The organism is Sporomusa rhizae (assembly GCF_041428845.1).
Classification (GTDB): Bacteria; Bacillota; Negativicutes; order Sporomusales; family Sporomusaceae; genus Sporomusa; species Sporomusa rhizae.
The window spans coordinates 5,366,976-5,386,805 of the sequence record NZ_CP156925.1; the positions used below are offsets into that span (position 1 = coordinate 5,366,976).

At 43.2% G+C, this 19,830-nt stretch carries 19 protein-coding genes and 1 riboswitch; of the genes, 5 read left to right on the forward strand and 14 right to left on the reverse strand.

What is annotated here, in order from left to right:
• Window positions 1-168: 168 nt before the first annotated feature.
• Complete coding sequence (locus SRRS_RS25095) at window positions 169-714, reverse strand: NADH peroxidase (RefSeq protein ID WP_371364249.1); 546 nt, start codon at window positions 712-714, stop codon at window positions 169-171.
• Window positions 715-1,173: 459 nt separating this feature from the next.
• Between SRRS_RS25095 and SRRS_RS25100 the strand changes: the two genes are divergently transcribed.
• The gene (locus SRRS_RS25100; RefSeq protein WP_371364251.1) at window positions 1,174-2,589 is read left to right on the forward strand and encodes an ammonium transporter; all 1,416 of its coding nucleotides are present in this window, start codon (window positions 1,174-1,176) and stop codon (window positions 2,587-2,589) included.
• 38 nt (window positions 2,590-2,627) lie between these two features.
• Window positions 2,628-2,999, forward strand: a complete 372-nt coding sequence (locus SRRS_RS25105; protein ID WP_371364253.1) for a P-II family nitrogen regulator — start codon at window positions 2,628-2,630, stop codon at window positions 2,997-2,999.
• A gap of 204 nt (window positions 3,000-3,203) precedes the next feature.
• Here SRRS_RS25105 and feoB read toward each other — a convergent pair whose 3' ends face one another.
• The 6 genes from feoB to cobI all read right to left on the reverse strand — a co-directional run bounded on the left by feoB (window position 3,204) and on the right by cobI (window position 9,009).
• Window positions 3,204-5,054: a ferrous iron transport protein B gene (feoB, locus tag SRRS_RS25110; RefSeq protein WP_371364255.1), complete on the reverse strand. Its 1,851-nt coding sequence runs from the start codon at window positions 5,052-5,054 to the stop codon at window positions 3,204-3,206.
• 41 nt (window positions 5,055-5,095) lie between these two features.
• Window positions 5,096-5,314 (reverse strand): ferrous iron transport protein A, encoded by a 219-nt coding sequence (locus SRRS_RS25115; protein WP_371364257.1) that lies wholly within the window; start codon window positions 5,312-5,314, stop codon window positions 5,096-5,098.
• Between the two features lie 154 nt (window positions 5,315-5,468).
• Window positions 5,469-6,419: an ABC transporter substrate-binding protein gene (locus tag SRRS_RS25120; RefSeq protein WP_371364259.1), complete on the reverse strand. Its 951-nt coding sequence runs from the start codon at window positions 6,417-6,419 to the stop codon at window positions 5,469-5,471.
• A 39-nt stretch (window positions 6,420-6,458) separates the two neighbouring features.
• Window positions 6,459-7,223, reverse strand: coding sequence for an ABC transporter ATP-binding protein (locus SRRS_RS25125; RefSeq protein ID WP_371364260.1), 765 nt, complete (start codon window positions 7,221-7,223; stop codon window positions 6,459-6,461).
• An 8-nt stretch (window positions 7,224-7,231) separates the two neighbouring features.
• Complete coding sequence (locus SRRS_RS25130) at window positions 7,232-8,287, reverse strand: FecCD family ABC transporter permease (protein ID WP_371364262.1); 1,056 nt, start codon at window positions 8,285-8,287, stop codon at window positions 7,232-7,234.
• A complete protein-coding gene (gene cobI / locus SRRS_RS25135) occupies window positions 8,284-9,009 on the reverse strand; it encodes a precorrin-2 C(20)-methyltransferase (protein ID WP_371364263.1) in 726 nt (241 codons plus the stop codon). The genes SRRS_RS25130 and cobI overlap by 4 nt, the downstream gene beginning before the upstream one ends.
• 101 nt (window positions 9,010-9,110) lie before the next feature.
• A riboswitch (cobalamin riboswitch) is annotated at window positions 9,111-9,295 on the reverse strand.
• Between the two features lie 163 nt (window positions 9,296-9,458).
• On the opposite strand from cobI, the gene SRRS_RS25140 reads away from it, so the two are divergent.
• Window positions 9,459-10,055, forward strand: a complete 597-nt coding sequence (locus SRRS_RS25140; protein WP_371364265.1) for a CD3073 family putative ECF transporter S component — start codon at window positions 9,459-9,461, stop codon at window positions 10,053-10,055.
• Window positions 10,039-10,536, forward strand: a complete 498-nt coding sequence (locus SRRS_RS25145; RefSeq protein ID WP_371364267.1) for a hypothetical protein — start codon at window positions 10,039-10,041, stop codon at window positions 10,534-10,536. Before SRRS_RS25140 ends, SRRS_RS25145 begins: the two co-directional genes overlap by 17 nt.
• Window positions 10,537-10,655: 119 nt before the next feature.
• Here the strand turns inward: SRRS_RS25145 and SRRS_RS25150 are convergent, their stop codons facing one another.
• The 6 genes from SRRS_RS25150 to SRRS_RS25175 all read right to left on the reverse strand — a co-directional run bounded on the left by SRRS_RS25150 (window position 10,656) and on the right by SRRS_RS25175 (window position 17,351).
• The gene (locus SRRS_RS25150) at window positions 10,656-12,623 is read right to left on the reverse strand and encodes a methyl-accepting chemotaxis protein (RefSeq protein ID WP_371364269.1); all 1,968 of its coding nucleotides are present in this window, start codon (window positions 12,621-12,623) and stop codon (window positions 10,656-10,658) included.
• Window positions 12,624-12,849: 226 nt separating this feature from the next.
• Window positions 12,850-13,230 (reverse strand): RidA family protein, encoded by a 381-nt coding sequence (locus tag SRRS_RS25155; protein WP_371364271.1) that lies wholly within the window; start codon window positions 13,228-13,230, stop codon window positions 12,850-12,852.
• An 11-nt stretch (window positions 13,231-13,241) separates the two neighbouring features.
• Complete coding sequence (locus tag SRRS_RS25160) at window positions 13,242-14,408, reverse strand: MalY/PatB family protein (RefSeq protein ID WP_371364273.1); 1,167 nt, start codon at window positions 14,406-14,408, stop codon at window positions 13,242-13,244.
• Window positions 14,409-14,450: 42 nt separating this feature from the next.
• On the reverse strand, window positions 14,451-15,044 hold the full coding sequence (locus SRRS_RS25165) for a DUF1847 domain-containing protein (RefSeq protein ID WP_371364275.1): 594 nt from the start codon (window positions 15,042-15,044) through the stop codon (window positions 14,451-14,453).
• A 16-nt stretch (window positions 15,045-15,060) separates the two neighbouring features.
• Window positions 15,061-16,416 (reverse strand): C4-dicarboxylate transporter DcuC, encoded by a 1,356-nt coding sequence (gene dcuC / locus SRRS_RS25170; protein WP_371364276.1) that lies wholly within the window; start codon window positions 16,414-16,416, stop codon window positions 15,061-15,063.
• A 212-nt stretch (window positions 16,417-16,628) separates the two neighbouring features.
• Window positions 16,629-17,351 (reverse strand): FadR/GntR family transcriptional regulator, encoded by a 723-nt coding sequence (locus SRRS_RS25175; protein ID WP_371364278.1) that lies wholly within the window; start codon window positions 17,349-17,351, stop codon window positions 16,629-16,631.
• A gap of 332 nt (window positions 17,352-17,683) precedes the next feature.
• On the opposite strand from SRRS_RS25175, the gene SRRS_RS25180 reads away from it, so the two are divergent.
• The gene (locus SRRS_RS25180) at window positions 17,684-18,301 is read left to right on the forward strand and encodes a tetratricopeptide repeat protein (RefSeq protein ID WP_371364279.1); all 618 of its coding nucleotides are present in this window, start codon (window positions 17,684-17,686) and stop codon (window positions 18,299-18,301) included.
• A 41-nt stretch (window positions 18,302-18,342) separates the two neighbouring features.
• Here the strand turns inward: SRRS_RS25180 and lpdA are convergent, their stop codons facing one another.
• Entirely contained in the window at window positions 18,343-19,746 is a 1,404-nt protein-coding gene (lpdA, locus tag SRRS_RS25185) for a dihydrolipoyl dehydrogenase (protein ID WP_371364281.1), read from the reverse strand.
• Between the last annotated feature and the right edge of the window lie 84 nt (window positions 19,747-19,830).

Sequence of the window (19,830 nt, forward strand, 5' to 3'; positions counted from 1 at the left end):
CCGATGTTTGTCAACAAAGTATGATTAGGAAAAAACTATGCTTGAGACACAAGAACCCCCGTGCATTTAACTAATTTTAAAATGCCGGGGGTTCTCAAAACACCTATTCTTTTACAGTTATTGTATAGACCAGGTATAACAGCGGTTGTCCGCGAAATTTACCAGTTTTTATTTACCGAAATATCTTTCGAGAAGGCCTTTAAATGCAGCGCCATGGCGGGCTTCATCCTTGCACATTTCATGAACAGTGTCATGGATGGCATCTAAATTGAGTTGTTTGGCCTTTTTCGCAATGTCAAGTTTACCTTGGCAAGCACCATGTTCGGCAGCTACGCGCAACTCCAGGTTCTTTTTGGTTGATGGAAATACAACTTCTCCAAGTAATTCAGCAAATTTTGCAGCATGTTCAGCTTCCTCAAACGCAATACGTTTATAGGCTTCCGCTATTTCCGGATATCCTTCTCTATCGGCTTGACGGCTCATAGCTAAGTACATGCCTACTTCAGTACATTCGCCGGTAAAATTCATTTTCAAGCCCTCATAAATTTCAGCATCAATTCCTGCTGCAACACCGATCCGATGCTCATCGGCCCAAGCTAATCCGGTTTCTTGCTCAACAAACTTGGAAGCCGGAGCACTACATACTGGACATGCATCCGGTGCAGAGTCGCCTTCATGGATATAACCGCAAATCATACATACAAATTTTTTCATTAGAATCTCTCCCTTTTTATTATAATAATTACTTGTCGTTAATAACTATTATTAATATAACAAATTTTTCTCTGGAATGCAAGGAAAATTTTGTAAAAAATAAAACTTTTATTGTATTTCTCTTTTGTAAATTTTGATCTACTCGCTTTTATTCCTCCTATGGCCTAATCAATTCTTTTTACAATCAAAACAATTTTTAAATTTTAACTCGAAGTAAAAAATTTTACTTGACTATTTACACATCTATTTGGTATATTGACTACATCAATTAAATAGCTTTTAGGCAATGAAGCCTTCGCATATTGTGCGAAGGCTTTTTATGTCTACTTTTCCGGACAAAGGCGTCCTGAAGGTTTATACCTTTAGGGCGCCTTGTGTTTTTCCGGATTAGCAGAATTGGGATGTAATATCCCATGGTTGCTTTTAACTAAAAATTAAATTTGAAGGAAGGTATGTAAGATGAGGAAACTGTTTATTATTTTTACCCTGTGCCTATTAGTAATGTTCACTTTAGCACCAGCAGCCTTCGCCGATGGTGAAACTGCCGCCACACCTGCTAAAATTGATTCAGGTGACACAACTTTCGTTTTAATAAGTGCCGCACTTGTAATGTTTATGACTCCCGGTTTGGCTTTATTCTATGGTGGTATGGTAAGAACTAAGAACGCCTTAAGCACTATTATGCAAAGTTTTTTTGTGATTGGTTTAATTTCCGTACAATGGGTTTTGTTTGGGTACTCATTAGCATTTGGACCTGACGTCAACCATTTCATCGGTTCTCTGGATTGGATTAGTTTAAACGATGTCGGGCAGTTACCTAATGCCGATTATGCCCCTACCATCCCCCATCAGGCATTCATGATCTTCCAAGCCATGTTTGCGGTCATCACTGTAGGTTTAATTACCGGCGCATTTGCGGAGCGTATGAAATTTAGTGCTTTTGTAGTCTTTGCCTTACTTTGGACCACACTAGTCTATGACCCGGTTGCTCACTGGGTATGGGGTGTAGGCGGCTGGATGCGTGAACTTGGTGTACTTGATTTCGCCGGCGGTACTGTTGTTCATATTATTTCAGGTGTTTCCGGTTTGGTTATCGCCTTAATGATCGGCAAACGCAAAGGCTATGGCTCAGAAGTTATAATGCCGCATCATCTGCCTATGACGGTAATTGGTGCTTCGTTGCTCTGGTTCGGCTGGTTTGGCTTTAATGCCGGCAGTGCACTATCCGCCAATGGCCTTGCTGCCAGTGCCTTTATTGTTACTCATGTAGCCGCTGCTGCCGCTACTATATCCTGGGTATTAACTGAATGGTTGCATCATGGCAAACCTACCATTTTGGGTGCTGCGTCTGGTTGTGTTGCCGGCCTGGTTGCTATTACCCCGGCTGCCGGATTTGTAAGTGTAATCCCTGCAGTTATTATTGGCCTCTGTGCCGGCATTATCTGCTTCCTGGCAGTTGCTGTGCTCAAACCCAAGCTCGGCTATGATGATTCTCTTGACGCTTTTGGTGTACATGGTATTGGCGGCACCTGGGGTGCTATTGCGACCGGCCTTTTTGCTTCCAAAGCCGTTAACCCCGCAGGCGCCGACGGGTTGTTCTACGGCAATGCCAGCCAGCTTACCACCCAGCTTCTTGGTGTTGGCACCAGTTGGATCGTTGCTGCTGTAATGACCTTTATTATCATCAAAGCGATTGGCGTATTTATGAAAGTACGGGCAACTACTGACCAAGAAATACAAGGCCTGGATATTACCGAACACGGGGAACGCGGCTACGCTTATCAAGACTTCATGACCGGTTCACCCATCGGGTTTGCCTCTTCAGTAAATGTTGCCCCTCAGGAAATAGTCGTTAAAAAAACAACACTGGCGTAAACTGTTACAGCCTATTTTGAGACAGGGAGGAATAAGCCATGAGACCAATAACGAAAATTGACATTATTACCCGTCCGGAAAAGCTGGAAGAGCTTAAAGAAGCTATGAGAAAAATCGGTGTTACTGGTATGACGGTGACTCAAGTATATGGGTGTGGCCTAACCAAGGGCCACACCGAAGTATACCGCGGCCAGGAATACAGCATTAATTTAGTCCCTAAAGTTAAAATCGAAATCGTTGTTTGCGAAGTCCCGGTAGACAGAGTATTAGAAGCCGCCAAGAGTGCTTGCCGCACAGGTAAAATTGGTGATGGTAAAATCTTTGTTTATCCTGTAAGTAATGCGGTGCGAATTCGCACCGGCGAAGAAGGCGATATTGCCATTATTGACCCGGCTGATATGGAGCACTGACAAATAAAAGAGAAGCTAGCGGATAATCGCTAGCTTCATTTTTATTCAAGAACATTTATTCTTTTCTTTACACTTGCTGCAGTTGCCATTGCACTGGGTTAACAGCAGCTTATGGCAACGGGGGCAGCGTATTTCTTCCGGTTCGCAGGTCATTTTACACTGTGGACAAATTCGCTGGTGCATGACAATCACCTCAATTCAATATTACATTACAAAAGCGGCAACAATGGCACCGATTACAAAGGCAAAGAACCATGAACTAAACCAAATCAAGGCACCTTCTTTATTGCCCCGTTCCTTAAACATTACTATGACCGAAGCAACACAGGGAACAAACAGCGTAATGGTTACCAGCGACACTAGTGTCTGAGCCGGAGTTAGATCCATATCACTTAAACCGGCTGCACCAAAGTCGCGGCGGATAAGTCCCATAATAAAGGCAGTAGCTGATTCTCTCGGCAGTTTTAGCATACCTTCGGTTATAGGCGCCAGCGCTATCTGAATATTCTCAAGCAATCCGCTTACTTGTAAGACGGAGATAATCAGTGCCCCCAACATAAACAGTGGCGTGGCTTCCAACAGAAACGCATAGGATTTGGTAATTGTTTTTTTCAACACGTTTTGGCCGCGCGGCAGCCGGATAGGCGGTAAATCGATTAACAGGTCGGAAGATTGGCCTGGTAATATTTTATTAAGGATTTTCCCGGTTACTCCTAATACTAATAAGATAACTACAATATATATAGCGATGAATTTGGTGCCAATACCCGCCAGCATACCGGCAATTACACCAAGCTGAGCCGAGCAGGGAATGGCCAGACCTAATACGGCAGTGGCAATTGTCCGTTCCCGTTTTGTTCCGAGAATCCGGGTCGTAATGGTCGCCATAGTTACACATCCAAAACCTAAAATAAGTGGGATAATAGCTCTGCCGTTTAAACCAATGCTGGTCATAACCCTGTCAACAAGAGTAGCCAATCGGGGCAGATAACCCGAGTCTTCCATGATGGAAAGTGCGAAGTAAAAACCAACAACCAGCGGCAGCAGCAAACCTAAAATATAAGTTACGGTCATAGTCAGGAGTCCGAATTCCCCAATTAATATTGTGCCAAGCACAGACCCTTCACTGATAAACTGACCGACAAACGCCCTCACCGTTGGCTCATACATTCCTTGCATTACCGTTTCTTCGGTAAAACCGACAATATCTTGTGCAACAAGAACCCCTATCAAATAATACATCGCATATAATACCAGCGCGAAAATCGGAATACCAGTCCAGGGCCGCAACATATACCGGCCTAATTTAGTGCTGAAATTTGCTCCTTCTTGTGTCTGAGATACAACGTGGTTAACAATATCATTGACCCGGTGGCGGCGCTGGTGATAAATTTCCTCGCGCTTATCGCCGGCCGGTACGCCATGTCGTTCGGCTACGTGGGGATCACCTTCAAGTACCAGGAGCGCTTCACCCCAAGAACCAATTCGGTTAAGCATACCTTGCAGTTGACCTTTTAAGTCATGCGGTATTATACCGGTACGGGCTTCGTATAGCCGGCTCTTGACTTCTTCGATTCCTATTCCCTTTACGGCTACCGTCGGAATAACCGGCACACCCAAGAGATGTTCCAGTAAATCAACATCTACCTTAAGTCCTTGGTCTTTCGCCTCATCCATCATATTAATGGCAACAATAGTAGGGATGCCTGTGTCAATCACCTGCAGTGTCAAAAACAAATCCCGCTCCAGGTGCACGGCATCGACTACATTTAATATAAGGTCTGCCGATAAAATGACATCTCTGGCAACGGTTTCCTCATCATTAAATGAGGATATGCCATATACGCCCGGCGTATCAATGACTACATCTTTATTATAACGTCCATGGGATATATCAACGGTTGTTCCCGGGAAGTTAGACACATCCACATACATACCTGTTAACGTGTTAAAGAATACCGACTTGCCGACATTGGGATTACCGACAAGTACTATTTTCTTAGCACCCTCAGGAATATCTATATGAGTTAAATTATTGTTATGACAATGACTCATTTTCTCCTCCAAATGACTTACAGCTTTTATCTACTATTTTTCTAGGCTGGTTGAACTTCTATATTCTCGGCCAAACGGCGTCCGATAGCAATTTCCTGTTTACCTCTGCCGACAACAACCGGACCGGCAGGCAGCTTTTCAAAACATTCAACTTCCGCGCCTTCAGCAATCCCAAAGCGAATAGCTTGAGCCCGAATTGTAGGATTAGGAATGGATGCAATTAATAGCCTCTGACCACGTTTAGCTTGTGAAAGTGTCATGATATTTCCTCCTGTAATGATAATCATTATCAACGGCTAAGTAAAAAATTTCGCCAAATTCAATTGGCGGCTTAAATGAAATTTATTCTCACTTACATTATATTTATTTAAATACGACCTGTCAAGTAGGAATTAAATCGAGACACTTATTTTTTTACTGCCCCTCAAAAACTTCCGGATAAATAGTTTTTGCCAACTTTTCTACACCTTCGCTTAAGCTAAAGGTCGGACTGGATACCAGTTTCTCATCAACAATATATACTTGGCCTTCGCGGATAGCTTTTATTTTATCAAATCCGGGCCGTTGTTTGATAGCCTCCGGTGTCACACCGGGATTCATAGGCCCACGTTGGGCCAGAAATACATCAATTTCTCCAGCCTTCATCAATAGGCGTTCACTGCCATAAGCGGCAATACTGCTGGCTGCTTTTAACGGCTGCGCATCGGCGGCAGCATTGATTCCCCCTGCCAGTGTAAGCACCTTTCCCGGCATACTTTCCGCGGTAATAGTCCGGTATTCGGTGGCAGTAGCCTCAAAGTAAACCCGCTTTTTAACCGGAGCTTTTGCCGTGCGTTCGGCTACCGCCTTAAGCTTGGCATCAAAAGCCGCCAGTTTCTCGGCCGCTTGTTGTTCCCTTCCTGTTAATATAGCTAACTTCTTAATATAATCACCAAACTCCTCGAACTTTTCCGGATAGAGACAAACCACCTTGATGTTCGCTTGTTCCAAGGTTTTAACAAAATCGGGATGGCTTTGTTTGATAAACGGCCGGATAATGACTAAGTCAGGTTGGGCAGCCAATACCTTTTCCGGGTCGGCGCGGTAATCAAATACTTGCTTATTTTTAGCCGCAGGCTCAGTCTCGGTGGTACTAACTCCGATTATTTCCGCATCAAGACCAAGTGCCAAAAGATTTTCAGTATGAGCGGAATATAATGAAATTATCCGCTTCGCCGGTTGTTTAAGCACAATGGTTTGCTTTAAATCATCGATAATTTTTATATCGCCTTCACCAGTAGCGGCAGTAGGTTTGGAAGTGCCGCAGCCGGTTGCAAATACCATCAGGATCATAATAATAAGCAGGCTTAGTAATCTGGTTTTCATAACTCACCTTTCCTTTATCAGCTTGAAACCCCGCCAATTCTACAGCTCCGACAATACTGCAAGACCCGTTTCACCGGCACGAACAACTTTGATATTAAATACTTCCTGAATAAGCTCCGGCGCTAGTACAGCCGGCGCCTGACCATATTTAACGAGCTTTCCTTGTTTAAGGACGGCAACCTCTGAACAGAAAGTGCTTGCCAGGTTAAGATCATGGATAATAGATACAACGGTCAGACCCTGACTGGCGCATAGTTTTTTAAGCAAGTTTAAACATTTAATGCTATAGTAAATATCCATGTTGGAAAACGACTCGTCCAGAAACAGCAGCTCCGGTTGTTGTGCCAAAGCCTTAGCAAAAATTACCCGCTGGCGTTCTCCGCCACTTAGTTCAGTAACCAAGCGTCCGGCAAAGTCCAGTGTATCGGTAAGCTTCATAGCATTTTCAACAACATCCAAATCCTCACTTGTCAGACCTTGCAGCCGCGATTTAAACGGAGTGCGACCCATGCTGACAATTTCCAGACAGGTATACGGAAACCTGATATCCATGTTTTGCGGCACAATAGCAATATGGCGGGCCAGTTCTTCGATACGGTAAGAACTGATATCCCGCCCTTTGATCTTGATACTGCCTGACGCAAACTTAAGTTGCCCGGTTATGGCATTTAGCAAGGTAGTCTTGCCTGAGCCATTGGGGCCGACGATACCGCAAAAACTACCACGCTCAATTGACAAACTAATATCGTTTAACACTTGTTTAGCTGCATAGCCAAATTGTACGTTTGCTATTTTTATCATCATTAACGCTCCTACCCAAGCGTTTTATTGCGCATACGAAAAATATAAACAAAGAAGGGACCGCCCAGAAGTGTTGTTAATACCCCGACAGGAATTTCAATATTGCCGACGGAACGCCCGAAGGTATCGGCTGTTAAGAGCAGTATCCCGCCTGTTAACCCGCACAGCGGAATAAGTGCCTTATTATCTGAGCCTGTCAGCATTCTAACCATGTGCGGTACAATGAGGCCGACAAAGCCGATAATACCGCCAATTGCCACACATACTGCCGTAATCAAAGCCCCGGCAGCTAGCAAGGTTGTCCGGAGACGGGAAGCGTTTATACCCAAGCTGCGGGCTTCGCGGTCTCCCAAAGAGACAATGTTAAGGTCTTCAGCATAGTAATAGCACAATACGCAGGCAGCCAGAATTAATGGCCAGCCATACAGCACATGTTCCCAGGTCTTAGCCGCCAGACTGCCAATTAGCCAAGCCACAATGGCCGAAACCTGTTCTCCGGCCAAACTCTTAACCATACTGATAGCAGCAGATAAAATGCTGCTGACAATAATCCCGGCGATAACCAAATTGGCCGAAGATACATAGCCACCCACGCGAGCCATGGACATTACGACAAGCAGGGTTGCTACCGCACCGCCAAAAGCAAATACCGTAACAGGCAGGCCGCCCTGAGCAAAGATGTTGAAATAAATAGCCACACTGGCGCCAAAGGCAGCTCCTGTTGATACTCCCATGGTATAGGAATCAGCCAGCGGGTTCATTAATAAGGCCTGAAAAACGACACCGGCTACGGCTAAACCGCCGCCGACGGCAATTGCTGCCAGAATACGCGGCAAGCGAATATCCCAGATTATCGCTGTTTTGGCAGCATTAAGGTAACTATAAGCCTCCGTATTACCACTGACTTTGCCGTAAATAACGGCAGTCACATCCCCCATGCCGATATCAGCCCGGCCAAAACCGACTGCCAGTAAAGTAAACAACACCAAAACCGCCAAGAGCGCAAAACCCGCCAAGCGGGTTTTGGCTCGCTGGCGGTTCAGAAGCGCTGTTAACGTACCGCTCATGCCAATGCGTGTTTACTCACTTTTGAGCGTTTGGTCAGAATGGTTGAAAGGTAATTTACTTTTTGTGTTCCCGCAGCAGCGGCCAAATCATGAACGATTTCTTCGCCCTCCAGGCCGCATTTTGATACCATGACAGCATTTTCAACCATGCCGTGTTTATTCAGCTTTTCAACAATATCAGTGTAATTTTTGTATACTTTCATAAGCACAACATTATCGGAAAGAGCTAATATCTTTTCCAGGCGGTCTTCATCAATAGTAGCAGGTACTATGCTTAAAATGTCGCCCCCCTCTGCCAGTGGCACTCCTAGACGATTGCCGATAGCTGAGAATGAGTTTACACCGGGAATATTGATAATTTCATGATGGGAATCTTCAAGCAACCGGTAAACATACATATATGTGCTATATAACATGGGATCACCCAGCGTCAGAAAAGCGACCTTTTTGCCGCTATCCAAAAGCTCCAGGATAGCATTCTTATTACTAATCCAGGCATCAGACAAAGCCTGAGAATTGTAGTTCATCGGAAATACCAGTTCCAGTATCTCGGTTCCTTCTTGAATATATGGCCGGGCAATTGACAAAGCCGTACTTTCATCTTTCTTTTCGGTACGGGGAGCAATCACCACATCTGATGACTTAATGGCATTAATAGCCTTTAAAGTTAATAATTCGGGGTCGCCAGGCCCTACTCCAACGCCGTAAAAAATCCCTGACATATATAAAACAACTCCTTAAAATAAATAAAGCCCTGTCACCCAAATGCATGACAGAGAAATTGCACAGTTGCGCATATCCCCTCCCCATCTCTCGTGGGTAAAACGGTGATTGTCAAACAGGCAGTTCTTCTGACTTAGGTTCATAGCCAAACTGCGCCTTCCCAAAATGTCTTACTATTTCAGTGGCTTATTGCAGTAGGCTCCCCATCACAGCGGCGGGACCGTGCCGGATTTTAACCGTCTTCCCTATTAAGCCCAATCGGGCACCTGTTCCTATACAATTACTTAAATTGTATGATTAAAAGCAGTAAAAGTCAAGCATATTATGGGTAGCCAGGTTGTAGGCAGGAGAATGGAATTAGATATAGAATATTTTTATTATTCCTATATATATTTTATTATACCCCATAATTATTATGGAAATTAGTATTATGTACGAGGTGATGTATGTGCAAACAAATACCTTCCCCCTGGTATTCAGTGGCATTTGTATTGCTGTCAATCTGGTACTGGGAACTATTGTGCAAACCCTGAAAATCCCCCTATTATTTCTGGACACTCTGGGAACTATCCTAGGAGCAGTCATGTTCGGGCCATTTTGGGGTGGTGCTATCGGTCTGATTACAAACATTATTCAGGGCATACTCACAAATCCCAAGAACATCCCGTTCGCTGTTGTAAATTTGGCTATAGGTATTATTGTCGGTTACATAGCCCGGCGTTACACCTTTACTTGGAAGACCGCGCTGTTAACCGGTCTGCTGGTGTCCGTAGTAGCCCCGCTTATAGGCACGCCCATTGCCATATGGGTATATGGCGGTCTAACCGGCGGTGGGACGGATTTGCTATTCCTCTGGCTGTTGAAAAGTGGACAGAAAATTTTTACTGCCGCCTTTATCCCACGTATAACCGGTAATATAGTCGATAAAGTTGCCTGCGCCCTGTTGGTAGCCTCATTGGTACGTTATTTCCCTGCAAATATATTAGGCAAAGCCACCAACCCTTTACTTAGGACAGCAAGGACAAACCATGCTCCGTCAAAATAAACTGGCGATAGTCAGTCATTGTATTTTAAATCAAAACAGTGTAGTCCGCAATCTAGCCAGAGCAAGCGGCAACTTTTCAAAACTTGTATCCATATTGGGCGAAGCAGGGTTAGGCATCTACCAGCTACCTTGCCCGGAGCTAATTTTTGCCGGACTGGAGCGTAAACCCCAGACTTATGAGCAATATGATACCCCGGAATTTGCGATAGTTTGCCACGAGACAACTGAACGGGTCCTAAAAGACCTGGACACCTTTCGTCAAGCCGGTTGTGATGTCCATCTGCTTTTAGGCATCCGCCGAAGCCCCACTTGCTCGCTCACTGACAGAAACGGCCACTTGTTTCGCCTGCTCCTGCCCGAACTCGCCGAGCGATTCCCGCAAATGCTGATCATGGATGTTCCCACAGATTATATAGAAGGACAGTCCCATGAGTTTGAGGTAATACTCCGCCAAGCACTGCAAAAAGAAAAGCAGGTTTAAACAAGTACCAGTGGATGTTATAATACAAAGAACCCGCGAAATCCGCGGGTTCTTCGTCATTCCGGGCGATTGATGACCGTGACCGTGTAAATCCTCTTAAGACGTACTTCACCTTAATTTTACAACTTGAATTTACCAACAGTATTTCGCAATTTTTCAGCCATCTTACCCAAGGATTGGCTGGCGGCCGCAATCTGTTCCATCGATGCTGCATGTTCTTCCGTCGTAGCCGACACCGTTTGCGCATGCTCGGCTGCTTCACTGCTTATTTTATCAATATCGTTGACCGCACCTACAATCTGTTGGCTTTCATTCGCCATCTGCTGCATGGCTGATGAAATACAATTAAATTGCCCGGAAACCCCTTCAACCAATCCCACAATTTCTTGAAAGGCTTGACCGGCAGTCTCAACTACTTCCCCGCCTACTTTAACTTCCCGTGTACCATCATTCATAGCTACCATGGCTTTATCCGTCTCCGTCTGAACTTCGATAATCAATTCGGCAATTTGCTTTGTGGCCTCCTGGGACTGTTCGGCCAATTTTCGTACTTCATCTGCAACAACGGCAAACCCACGACCTTGTTCGCCGGCACGAGCTGCTTCAACAGCCGCATTAAGCGCTAACAGATTAGTTTGTCCGGCAATACCGGATATTGTTTCGATAATCTGTCCAATTTTCAGTGATCGTTCTCCTAACCTGGTTACCACCTCGGCCGAGTTGACAACGGTCCGTTCTATTATATCCATTTGTTGCATGACGGCTTTAACCGATTTTCCGCCACGCTGCGCTGCATTTGCCGCCTGCTCGGATATGGTATTCACAGAACTGGCATTTGCTGATACTTCCTGAATACCAGCGGACATCTTTTGCACCCCTGATAAAGCGGAGTCACTAGCAGCAGCTTGTTGATTAGCCCCTTGTGCCAAGTGGCAAACGGTATCAGCCACTAATTGAGTGGCCTGTGCCGACTGACCGGCACTTGCTGTAAGCTGTTCAGAAGCGGCCGAAACTTGTTCAGCCGAAGACATAATATCAGAAATAATATTTTGCAAATCCTCCCGCATTTTATCTAGCGATACTGCCAATTCATTAACTTCCGCCACACCCTTCACTTGAACCCTTTGACTCAAATTTCCGCCGGCTATTTCAGCAGCTGCCCATACCAGTCCATTAATCGGCTTAGTGATTCCTTTGGCGGCATAACTCGCTGTCCCTGCCGCAATGAACACAGCCAATGCAATCAATCCCAACATCACCAGCAAACTTTGCCGTGTTTGATCATCGATTTCTTTTTTAGGCAAGTAGGTAATTATACCCCAGCTATAACTTTTAACAGGCGCAAATACAATCAAAGATTGTACTCCAGTTGACGATACTGCTTCCATATTGCCATCCTGACCGGCAATAACAGCTTGAACATACTTTTCTTGTCCGATATTTTCCTGATTTGTTACCTTGTCTGAATTTATACTGGCCAACAATGTACCTTTATTATCTACAACATCCACATAGCCCGAGTTACCAACCGAAGTACGCGAAGCAATTTCGCCAATTGTTTTTAAACTTACATCTCCAGCCAGCACGCCAACAATTGCCCCACTTGGATCTTTTATCGGCGTTGAAATAGTAATGGTTGGCGCCTTAGTCAACTGCGAGATATAGGAATCCGTAATAAAAGTGCTTCCTTGCAAGGCACTCTTAAAGTAGTCTTTATCTGCTTTATTGTTGAGTGCTGAATTGGTTGTCTTAGCAATCTGCATACCAGATGCATTCATAACATAGATTGTTTCAAATTCCGGATGCTTTTGTTTAGCAATAATAATCATTTCCCTAAACTTAGCCGCGTCCATGGAATAGGCGGTAGGTGATAAGGCCAGTATTTCTAATAAATATGTATCATCTTGCAAAAACCGTTCAATTTCATAGGCCGTTTGATTCGCTATCGTTCGGTTATTTCTCGTTATTTCTTCCCTGGATGTATTAACATTTATGTACGAACTGACACCGCCGATTAGCGCTGCCGATAAAGAAGAAAATAAAACCAGCAAAATAATCAAGCGCATCTTTAGTGTATCTCTTTTCATGTTCAACGCCCCCTCTATTTATTTCATTCGCAACTGGTCTCAAATTGTAGAACTAAAATATTCCTCAAGTATTCACATATTATGTGACTTGCACAACAACTTATATTGCACAAAACTTGATGACTGAATTACCGCTTAAAAAACATGTAATCACTGGTACTGCGGGAAAACAGCACCAGTGATTACAGTCTGAAAAGCCATAAGCTACGAATTATATTTCAATTAACTATCTGCAAACTGCAATTACTTCAATTTCAACTAACGCGTCTTTAGGCAGCCGTGCAACTTCAAAGCAGGCACGAGCGGGGAAATTTTTAGAAAAATATTCACCGTACACATTATTCACAACGCTAAAATCATTCATGTCTTTGATAAACACGGTAGTTTTAACTACATCATCTAACGTCGCTCCGGCTTGTAATAAAATAGACTTTATATTTTCTAGAGATTGTTTGGTCTGCGCAGCGACACCGCCTTCGGCAAACTCACCAGTAGCAGGTACTACAGGTAATTGGCCAGATACAAATAGAAATCCATTTGCTTTAATTGCTTGAGAATAAGGTCCAATGGCCTTTGGGGCCTTATCCGTATTTATAACCTGTTTCATAGCTACTCCTCTTATAATTTATTTATTGCAGCTTCCATTCTTTCCAGCGCAGCTACCAACTGGGAGCGTGGACAAGCAATATTCATTCTCATATAGCCGGTGCCGCCAGGTCCAAAGGTTGATCCTTCATTCATAGCGACTCTTGCTTCATTTAAGAAAAAGGCGCTAAGCTCCTTCGGCGCCATATTCATTTCCTTGCAGTTAAGCCAGATAAGATAAGTCGCTTGTGTTGGGGTGACTTTAAGTTTAGGAATTTTAGTTGCAACAAAATTGCTAAGATACGCAAGATTACCCTCCAAATACTCTACTAACTGATCAGCATAATAGTCACATTCGTTATAGCACACCTCAATCGGCAAGGTACCAAATACAGTTCTGCCATATGCTTTGTTATCTTCGAGCGGAGCATAGAAAAGATCATGGTTATGGCGATTAGGAATAATGGCAGCACCTGTTCTTACGCCGGCGATATTAAAGGTTTTACTAGGATTAACGCAAACCACGCAATTATCAGCAGCTTCTTGGGAAAGACTGCCAAAAGGAATATGCTTGTTGCCTTTATAAACAATATCAGAGTGAATTTCATCAGAAACAACAAATACATTATGTTTCAAACAAAGTTCTGACATTCTTGTTAATTCTTCCCGGGTAAAGCATTTACCAACAGGGTTATGCGGACTGCATAACAAAAACATGGTTGTTCTTTTTTTACTGAGTAATTCCTCTAGGTTTTCAAAATCTACGGCATAGCTGCCATCTTCCTGTAAAACCAGGTTATTTCCCAGAATGTGCCTGCCGTTGTTAGGAATGATATCGTGGAATGGGTGGTATGCCGGCATTTGAATTACAATATTGTCACCAGGATTGGTAAAAGCACGCATGGCATATACGACAGCAGGAATAACTGCCGGTGTATATTCGACCCAATCAATGTCAACATCCCACCCAAATCTTTTTTTCTGCCAGTTAGCAATGGATTGCTCAAACTTTTTGCAATTTACGGGATATCCGTAAACGCCGTGTTCAGCCCTTTTTACCAAAGCATCAATAACAGGCTGCGGACATTTAAAGTCGGTATCAGCAATCCACATAGGGATAACGTCATCGGCGTAAGTATCCCACTTTTTGCATTCGGTGCCCTTGCGGTTAACTAGTTCATCAAAATTATGCTTTACCATCGTAAATTTCCTCCTCTAAAGTTATATAATTTTAAATTATTGCTAGACTTGATCACTGGGATTAATGCCTAACTTTCTGCGCCAATAGCGGGAATATACCGCCCCTAGCGGATTATGAGCAAGCACCCGGTCTTTAGCAACCAGACAAGAGGTAGGCGCGGTGCAAGCACCTGTAAACAACGCATCATGTCCTACACACAGGCCAACGGTAACACAAAATTCAACCTCTTTATCCTTAAGTATTCGTGCCTGCATTATTGGATTGCACATTGTTTCCGCAGCATCTGGTTTAATTTGTTCCAACTCAAGATTACTCTTGGCAATACCGCAAACTTTGCAGCAAACCGAATAGACTTCAAAGGATTTAGAGAAATACTCTTCAATCAATTTGGCCTCTTGGTTAAGACCAATACAAAACGCGATTCCGATTTTTTTGTATCCCATTAGTTTGCAAAATTCAACGGTTTCCTCAAGACGAGTAAGATTATTATAAAAACGTGCCTCTGTACAAGCAGCAGCCTTCATAATAGCTAGTTGCTCACCCGTATAAGCTTCTTTAACATCTTCCAAAGAATTCTTGGTACAATTTTGGCCTTCCAAGTAACATTTTCTATGCTTGCATTTAGCACATTTCATCTAGAACAACATCTCCTTATTTAACTAATACAAATGCTATATTTACAAACGCAGCCACTGCCATAGGAATCGCAGTTCTTTTTACCACTTGAACAGGGGAGACTTCTGCAACGCTGGCGATTGCTACAATGGCTGCAGTAATTGGTGAAACAACGCGCCCAAAGCTTGTCATTATTTGCATCGGCAGCAACAGTGTAACAATATCGATTTTTAGTGAAGCGGCAATCTTAGGAGTGAGGGCAGCAAACGAGAAAAACGCAGCGTTCCCGGAACCCATTAAGAAAGCGCATCCCGAAATCACCAAACAGAAAAGAATTATTAACGCGTGAGCGCCAACCCCAAGGTTTTGAGCGCCGTTAATCATAACGTCTACAGCACCGATCTTCATTAATCCGGCAGCAAATACCTCACCTGCCACTATCAAACTTACTACAGTTGCAAAACTATTACCCATTCCTTCATATAAATATTTCAGACTTTGCAAGGTGACTCGAAAATCTTTTGTTCTTGCATACTCAAAAACCATACTTATGAAAGTGCTAATAAACATTGCAGTAACAACATCCATTTTTATTGGACTTTTGAAAATAGGGCTAAAACCTAAAATAAATATCATCGGAATAATCGGAAGGATTGCATAGATTAAAGGTGGACGGCTTTCATCTTCTTTAATAAGACCAACCGATTCATCATAACCGGTAAAACCTTCTTTTTTATCCCACCATTTTTGCACAAAATAATGTACAATCCCCAGTATCAAAGTTGTTGTAGCAAAAATCGGTAATTGGTACTGCACAAAATATACTGCCGGGTCAATTTTACACATATTGGCGGCAAGAATGGCATTGCCTGAACCGGGACCAACATCCATATATTGTGCACACCCAATTACGCCAAGAGCAGATAATTTACTGACACCTGCTCTTATTAGAATCGGATAGACAGTCACCATAAGCAATAAGGCTAAGCCAGCATGACTTGGAATGAACAAGACCAGAAACTGGCTCATATAAAAACTCAGGACAAGAAGAATATATGGCGATTTTATATGTTTAAGTGGAGAAGCAACCACAGCAAATAGAGCCTTACTCGCCCCGATATATTCCATATATCTCGCAAAGCCCGCTATTGACATGATAGTCAGACCAAGGCCGGCAACGCGGGAACTAAGTAATACCTTAATGGTGTGGAAAATATCGAGCACAGCGGAACCAGAAGATTCTTTAGCAGCAAGTATCGGATTACTGCCGATACAATATGTAGCAAATAGTAAAATCGAGCCGGCAGCCAATAGAACAGCTTGTGGATAATGTTTTTTGACAATCATGTAAATAACCCAAACAACTACCAAAATTGTAATTAAAATACCCATAATTTCTCCTCCATTTTAAATTTTAATTTGCTGAACCTTGAAATGCTTCTCCTTTCAAATACTATAAAATCCCTAAAATTCATCTATTTTCATTGGTGTTTGAATCCACCAAATAATCTTTATGCTTTAGGTATACTGGTATACCAATAATAATCCATTTAAATTTCCTTGGCAGAATATAAATGGATTAGACTCTGCAATTCTTAACAAGTCTAAGATTGATTTTGAATAACAATTTTAGCAGTACTTAAATGCTCTTGCATAGTATCAACTGCAGCTTGAGGATTTTTCTCGATAATATGCTGTAAAATTAATTTATGGTATGTTAGCGATACTGAGTGTCTATTAGAATCACGCAATGATTTTTGGCGTGAATATGTTAGCATATCAGACAAAAATTCATTGATTTTGATTATAATATCATTATGAGCAGCCGCAATAACAGCGGAATGAAACTTGGTAGAGACATCAGAAACCGGTTTGCCCTGGGAAATTAAAAATTCCATTTCCAGTACGGTTTGTTGCATAGCTTCAATGTCAGCCTCAGTTCTTCTCTCTGCTGCCAGGCGGACTGCCTTAATTTCAAAAGCCTCGCGCGCTTCAAATAGATTTATTAGCTGGTCTGCGGGATTGGCCATAAGGAAACCAATCGTATGCAAAATACGTTTCATTTCAATTTTTTTTACAAACACGCCTTCCCCGCGTACATGCTGAATAGCGCCGAGAAATTCTAATACTTTTAAAGCTTCTCTTACCGGTACACGACTAACAGCAAACATTTCCGCTAAGTCTCGCTCTGAAGGCAGTTTATCCCCTTCTTTTAAATGACCTTCGCGCATAAGTTGCTGAATACGGCTTACAATTTGCATATAGAGCGCATCAGAGGATTCTTCATCAAATTTTTTCAATGGCTTTTCTACAAAAAAATTATTCATCCGTTTCTCCAATAAAGATTCTATTTTTTTAAGCAAACTCATAAACACGGAATACCGGTATACCACACCTTGCATAAAAAAATATCATATTCGTACATGTCTTTGCTTACTTATAACATAATTATAGTTATTTTTGAAAAACTTGTCAATATTTAAACTTTTTTAACTTTTATCGCAAAGTAGTACTGGCTTCCACGCACCGGCATTGATTTAACACCCACACTACAGTAATATCATTATTTAAGTCGTGGCATTATAACTTCGTCAAATGCTCGGAAAAGGGATTTATTGAAACATTATTGAAATATATACTAAGATAATGGAGGTGCGAAATGAGAAAAAGTGTTCTTATTATTTCCCTAAGCCTAATTTTGTGTTGTGCCAGCACTTTGTTTTCCCCTGTCTTTGCTGTCGAAACCTCACCTAGTCTCGACTCCCAAATAGCGGAATTAACAAATAATATTGAATCTCATCCGAACGAATCAGTTCTTTACTTTAAACGAGGCAATCTATATATTAAAAGGCAAGAATTTGATCTTGCAATTAAGGACTTTGATAAAGCTATTGAAATAAATCATAGATATGCTGCTGCTTATTTGGATCGAGGTTTTGCGTATTCAAAATTGAAGCAAATTGATCTTGCATTTAACGACTATAATAAAGCAATAGAGATAGATCCTCGCTACACTCACGCGTACACTAACCGGGCTTATCTATATCTTCAGAAAGCCGAATACGACCTAGCAATTTCCGATTGCAATAAGGCAATAGAGCTCAACCCCAAATATGCTAAAGCATATTTAAATAAAGGCACTGCCTTAGAAAAAAAGCTGATGTATAGTGAAGCAATTGAAACATATCGCAACCTCATTGCTAATACCGATCCTCAACAAGCGGATATAATAGACATTGCAAAAAGTAGAATTCGATTGTTAGGCGGTACAATTTGAATAATTCAACCCATAACTAATAAAAGTTATGGGTTGTTTTTTTACCTTCTCGGCTTCATTTTCGCCTGGTGAATAATATCACCGAAAATACCGTGAGCGCTCTCCATTACTGTTTCGGACAGTGTGGGATGCGGATGAACGGTATGGGCAATATCTTTAGCGGTTAGACTGTTTTTGATTGCCAGGGCACCTTCCATAATCAGATCACTGGCATGCGGCCCTAGGATATGCATTCCGAGTAGTTTGCCGGTATCAGCTTCTGCGATAATCTTCACTAAGCCGTCAGTTTCTCCCATGGTTACTGCTTTGCCATTAGCGGCAAAGTTGAATTTGCTGGTCTTAAAGGTTAGCTGTCTGGCTGTCGCTTCTTCTTCCGTCAGTCCAACCATGGCAATTTCCGGAGCAGTGAAAATGCAGCTTGGAATAGCGCCGTAATCCATGATAGACCTTTGACCCATAGCGTTTTCGGCTGCCACCATGCCTGCGGTTGATGCCGTGTGGGCTAACATGCTTTGGCCGGTAACATCACCGATGGCATAGATTCCAGGTATGTTGGTTTCCATCCGCTCATTAACAGGTATGCCTTTACGGTCATAAGCCACACCTGCCGCCTCTAATCCCAAACCTTCTGTTACCGGACGGCGACCGGCGGCAATCAGCACCTTTTCTGCCGGGAATTCCTGGACACCTTTGCCTGTATCCACTTTTACAACTACGCCTTCGGCCGCTTCTTCGATTGCCATTACTTTCGCCCCGGCAATAGTTTTGATTCCTTGTTTACGCAGGCTGAGTCCCATGCGTTTTACAAGCTCGCCGTCTACCATTGGCAGGATGGTTGGCAGCATTTCAACGATGGTAACCTCACAGCCAAAAGCTCTCATAACTGCGCTAAATTCCACCCCGACGACACCGGCTCCAATGACAACCATGCTTTTGGGCACTTCGGCCAATTCCAGCAAGTCGTCGCTTGTCACAACAGCCGGCAGATCGCGTCCAGGCACAGGGATGCCGCTAGGTACTGACCCGGTAGCAATTATTATTTTGGCAGCTTCAACCGTTTCCCGGCCGGATTCGGTAGTAACTGCCAGATTATTAGCACCGGTAAATGCGGCAGCACCGCGCATAACGGTAATATCATTGCTTTTGACTAATTGCTCGATACCGCCCCGCAGACCGGCAACCACTTTATTTTTGCGCTCCATGATTGCAGCAAAGTCAAAGCTGATATTCTCGGCTTTCAGGCCAAATTCCGCGCAACGTTTTAGGTCTTCCCACTTTTCCGCGCTTTTTAATAATGTTTTGGTGGGAATACAGCCACGGTTCAGACAGACCCCACCCATATTCTCTTTTTCTACTAAGAGTACCTTGCCGCCCAGTTGTGCGGCCCGAATGGCAGCAACATAGCCGCCGGGACCGCCGCCAATGACCGCTACGTCATAGCTCATAGTCTATCCCCCTGATAGAAGTAAAGGCAAAGCCCCTTACTTCTCTTATATTTCTTCACACATTCGTTAATTAAACTTGAAAGC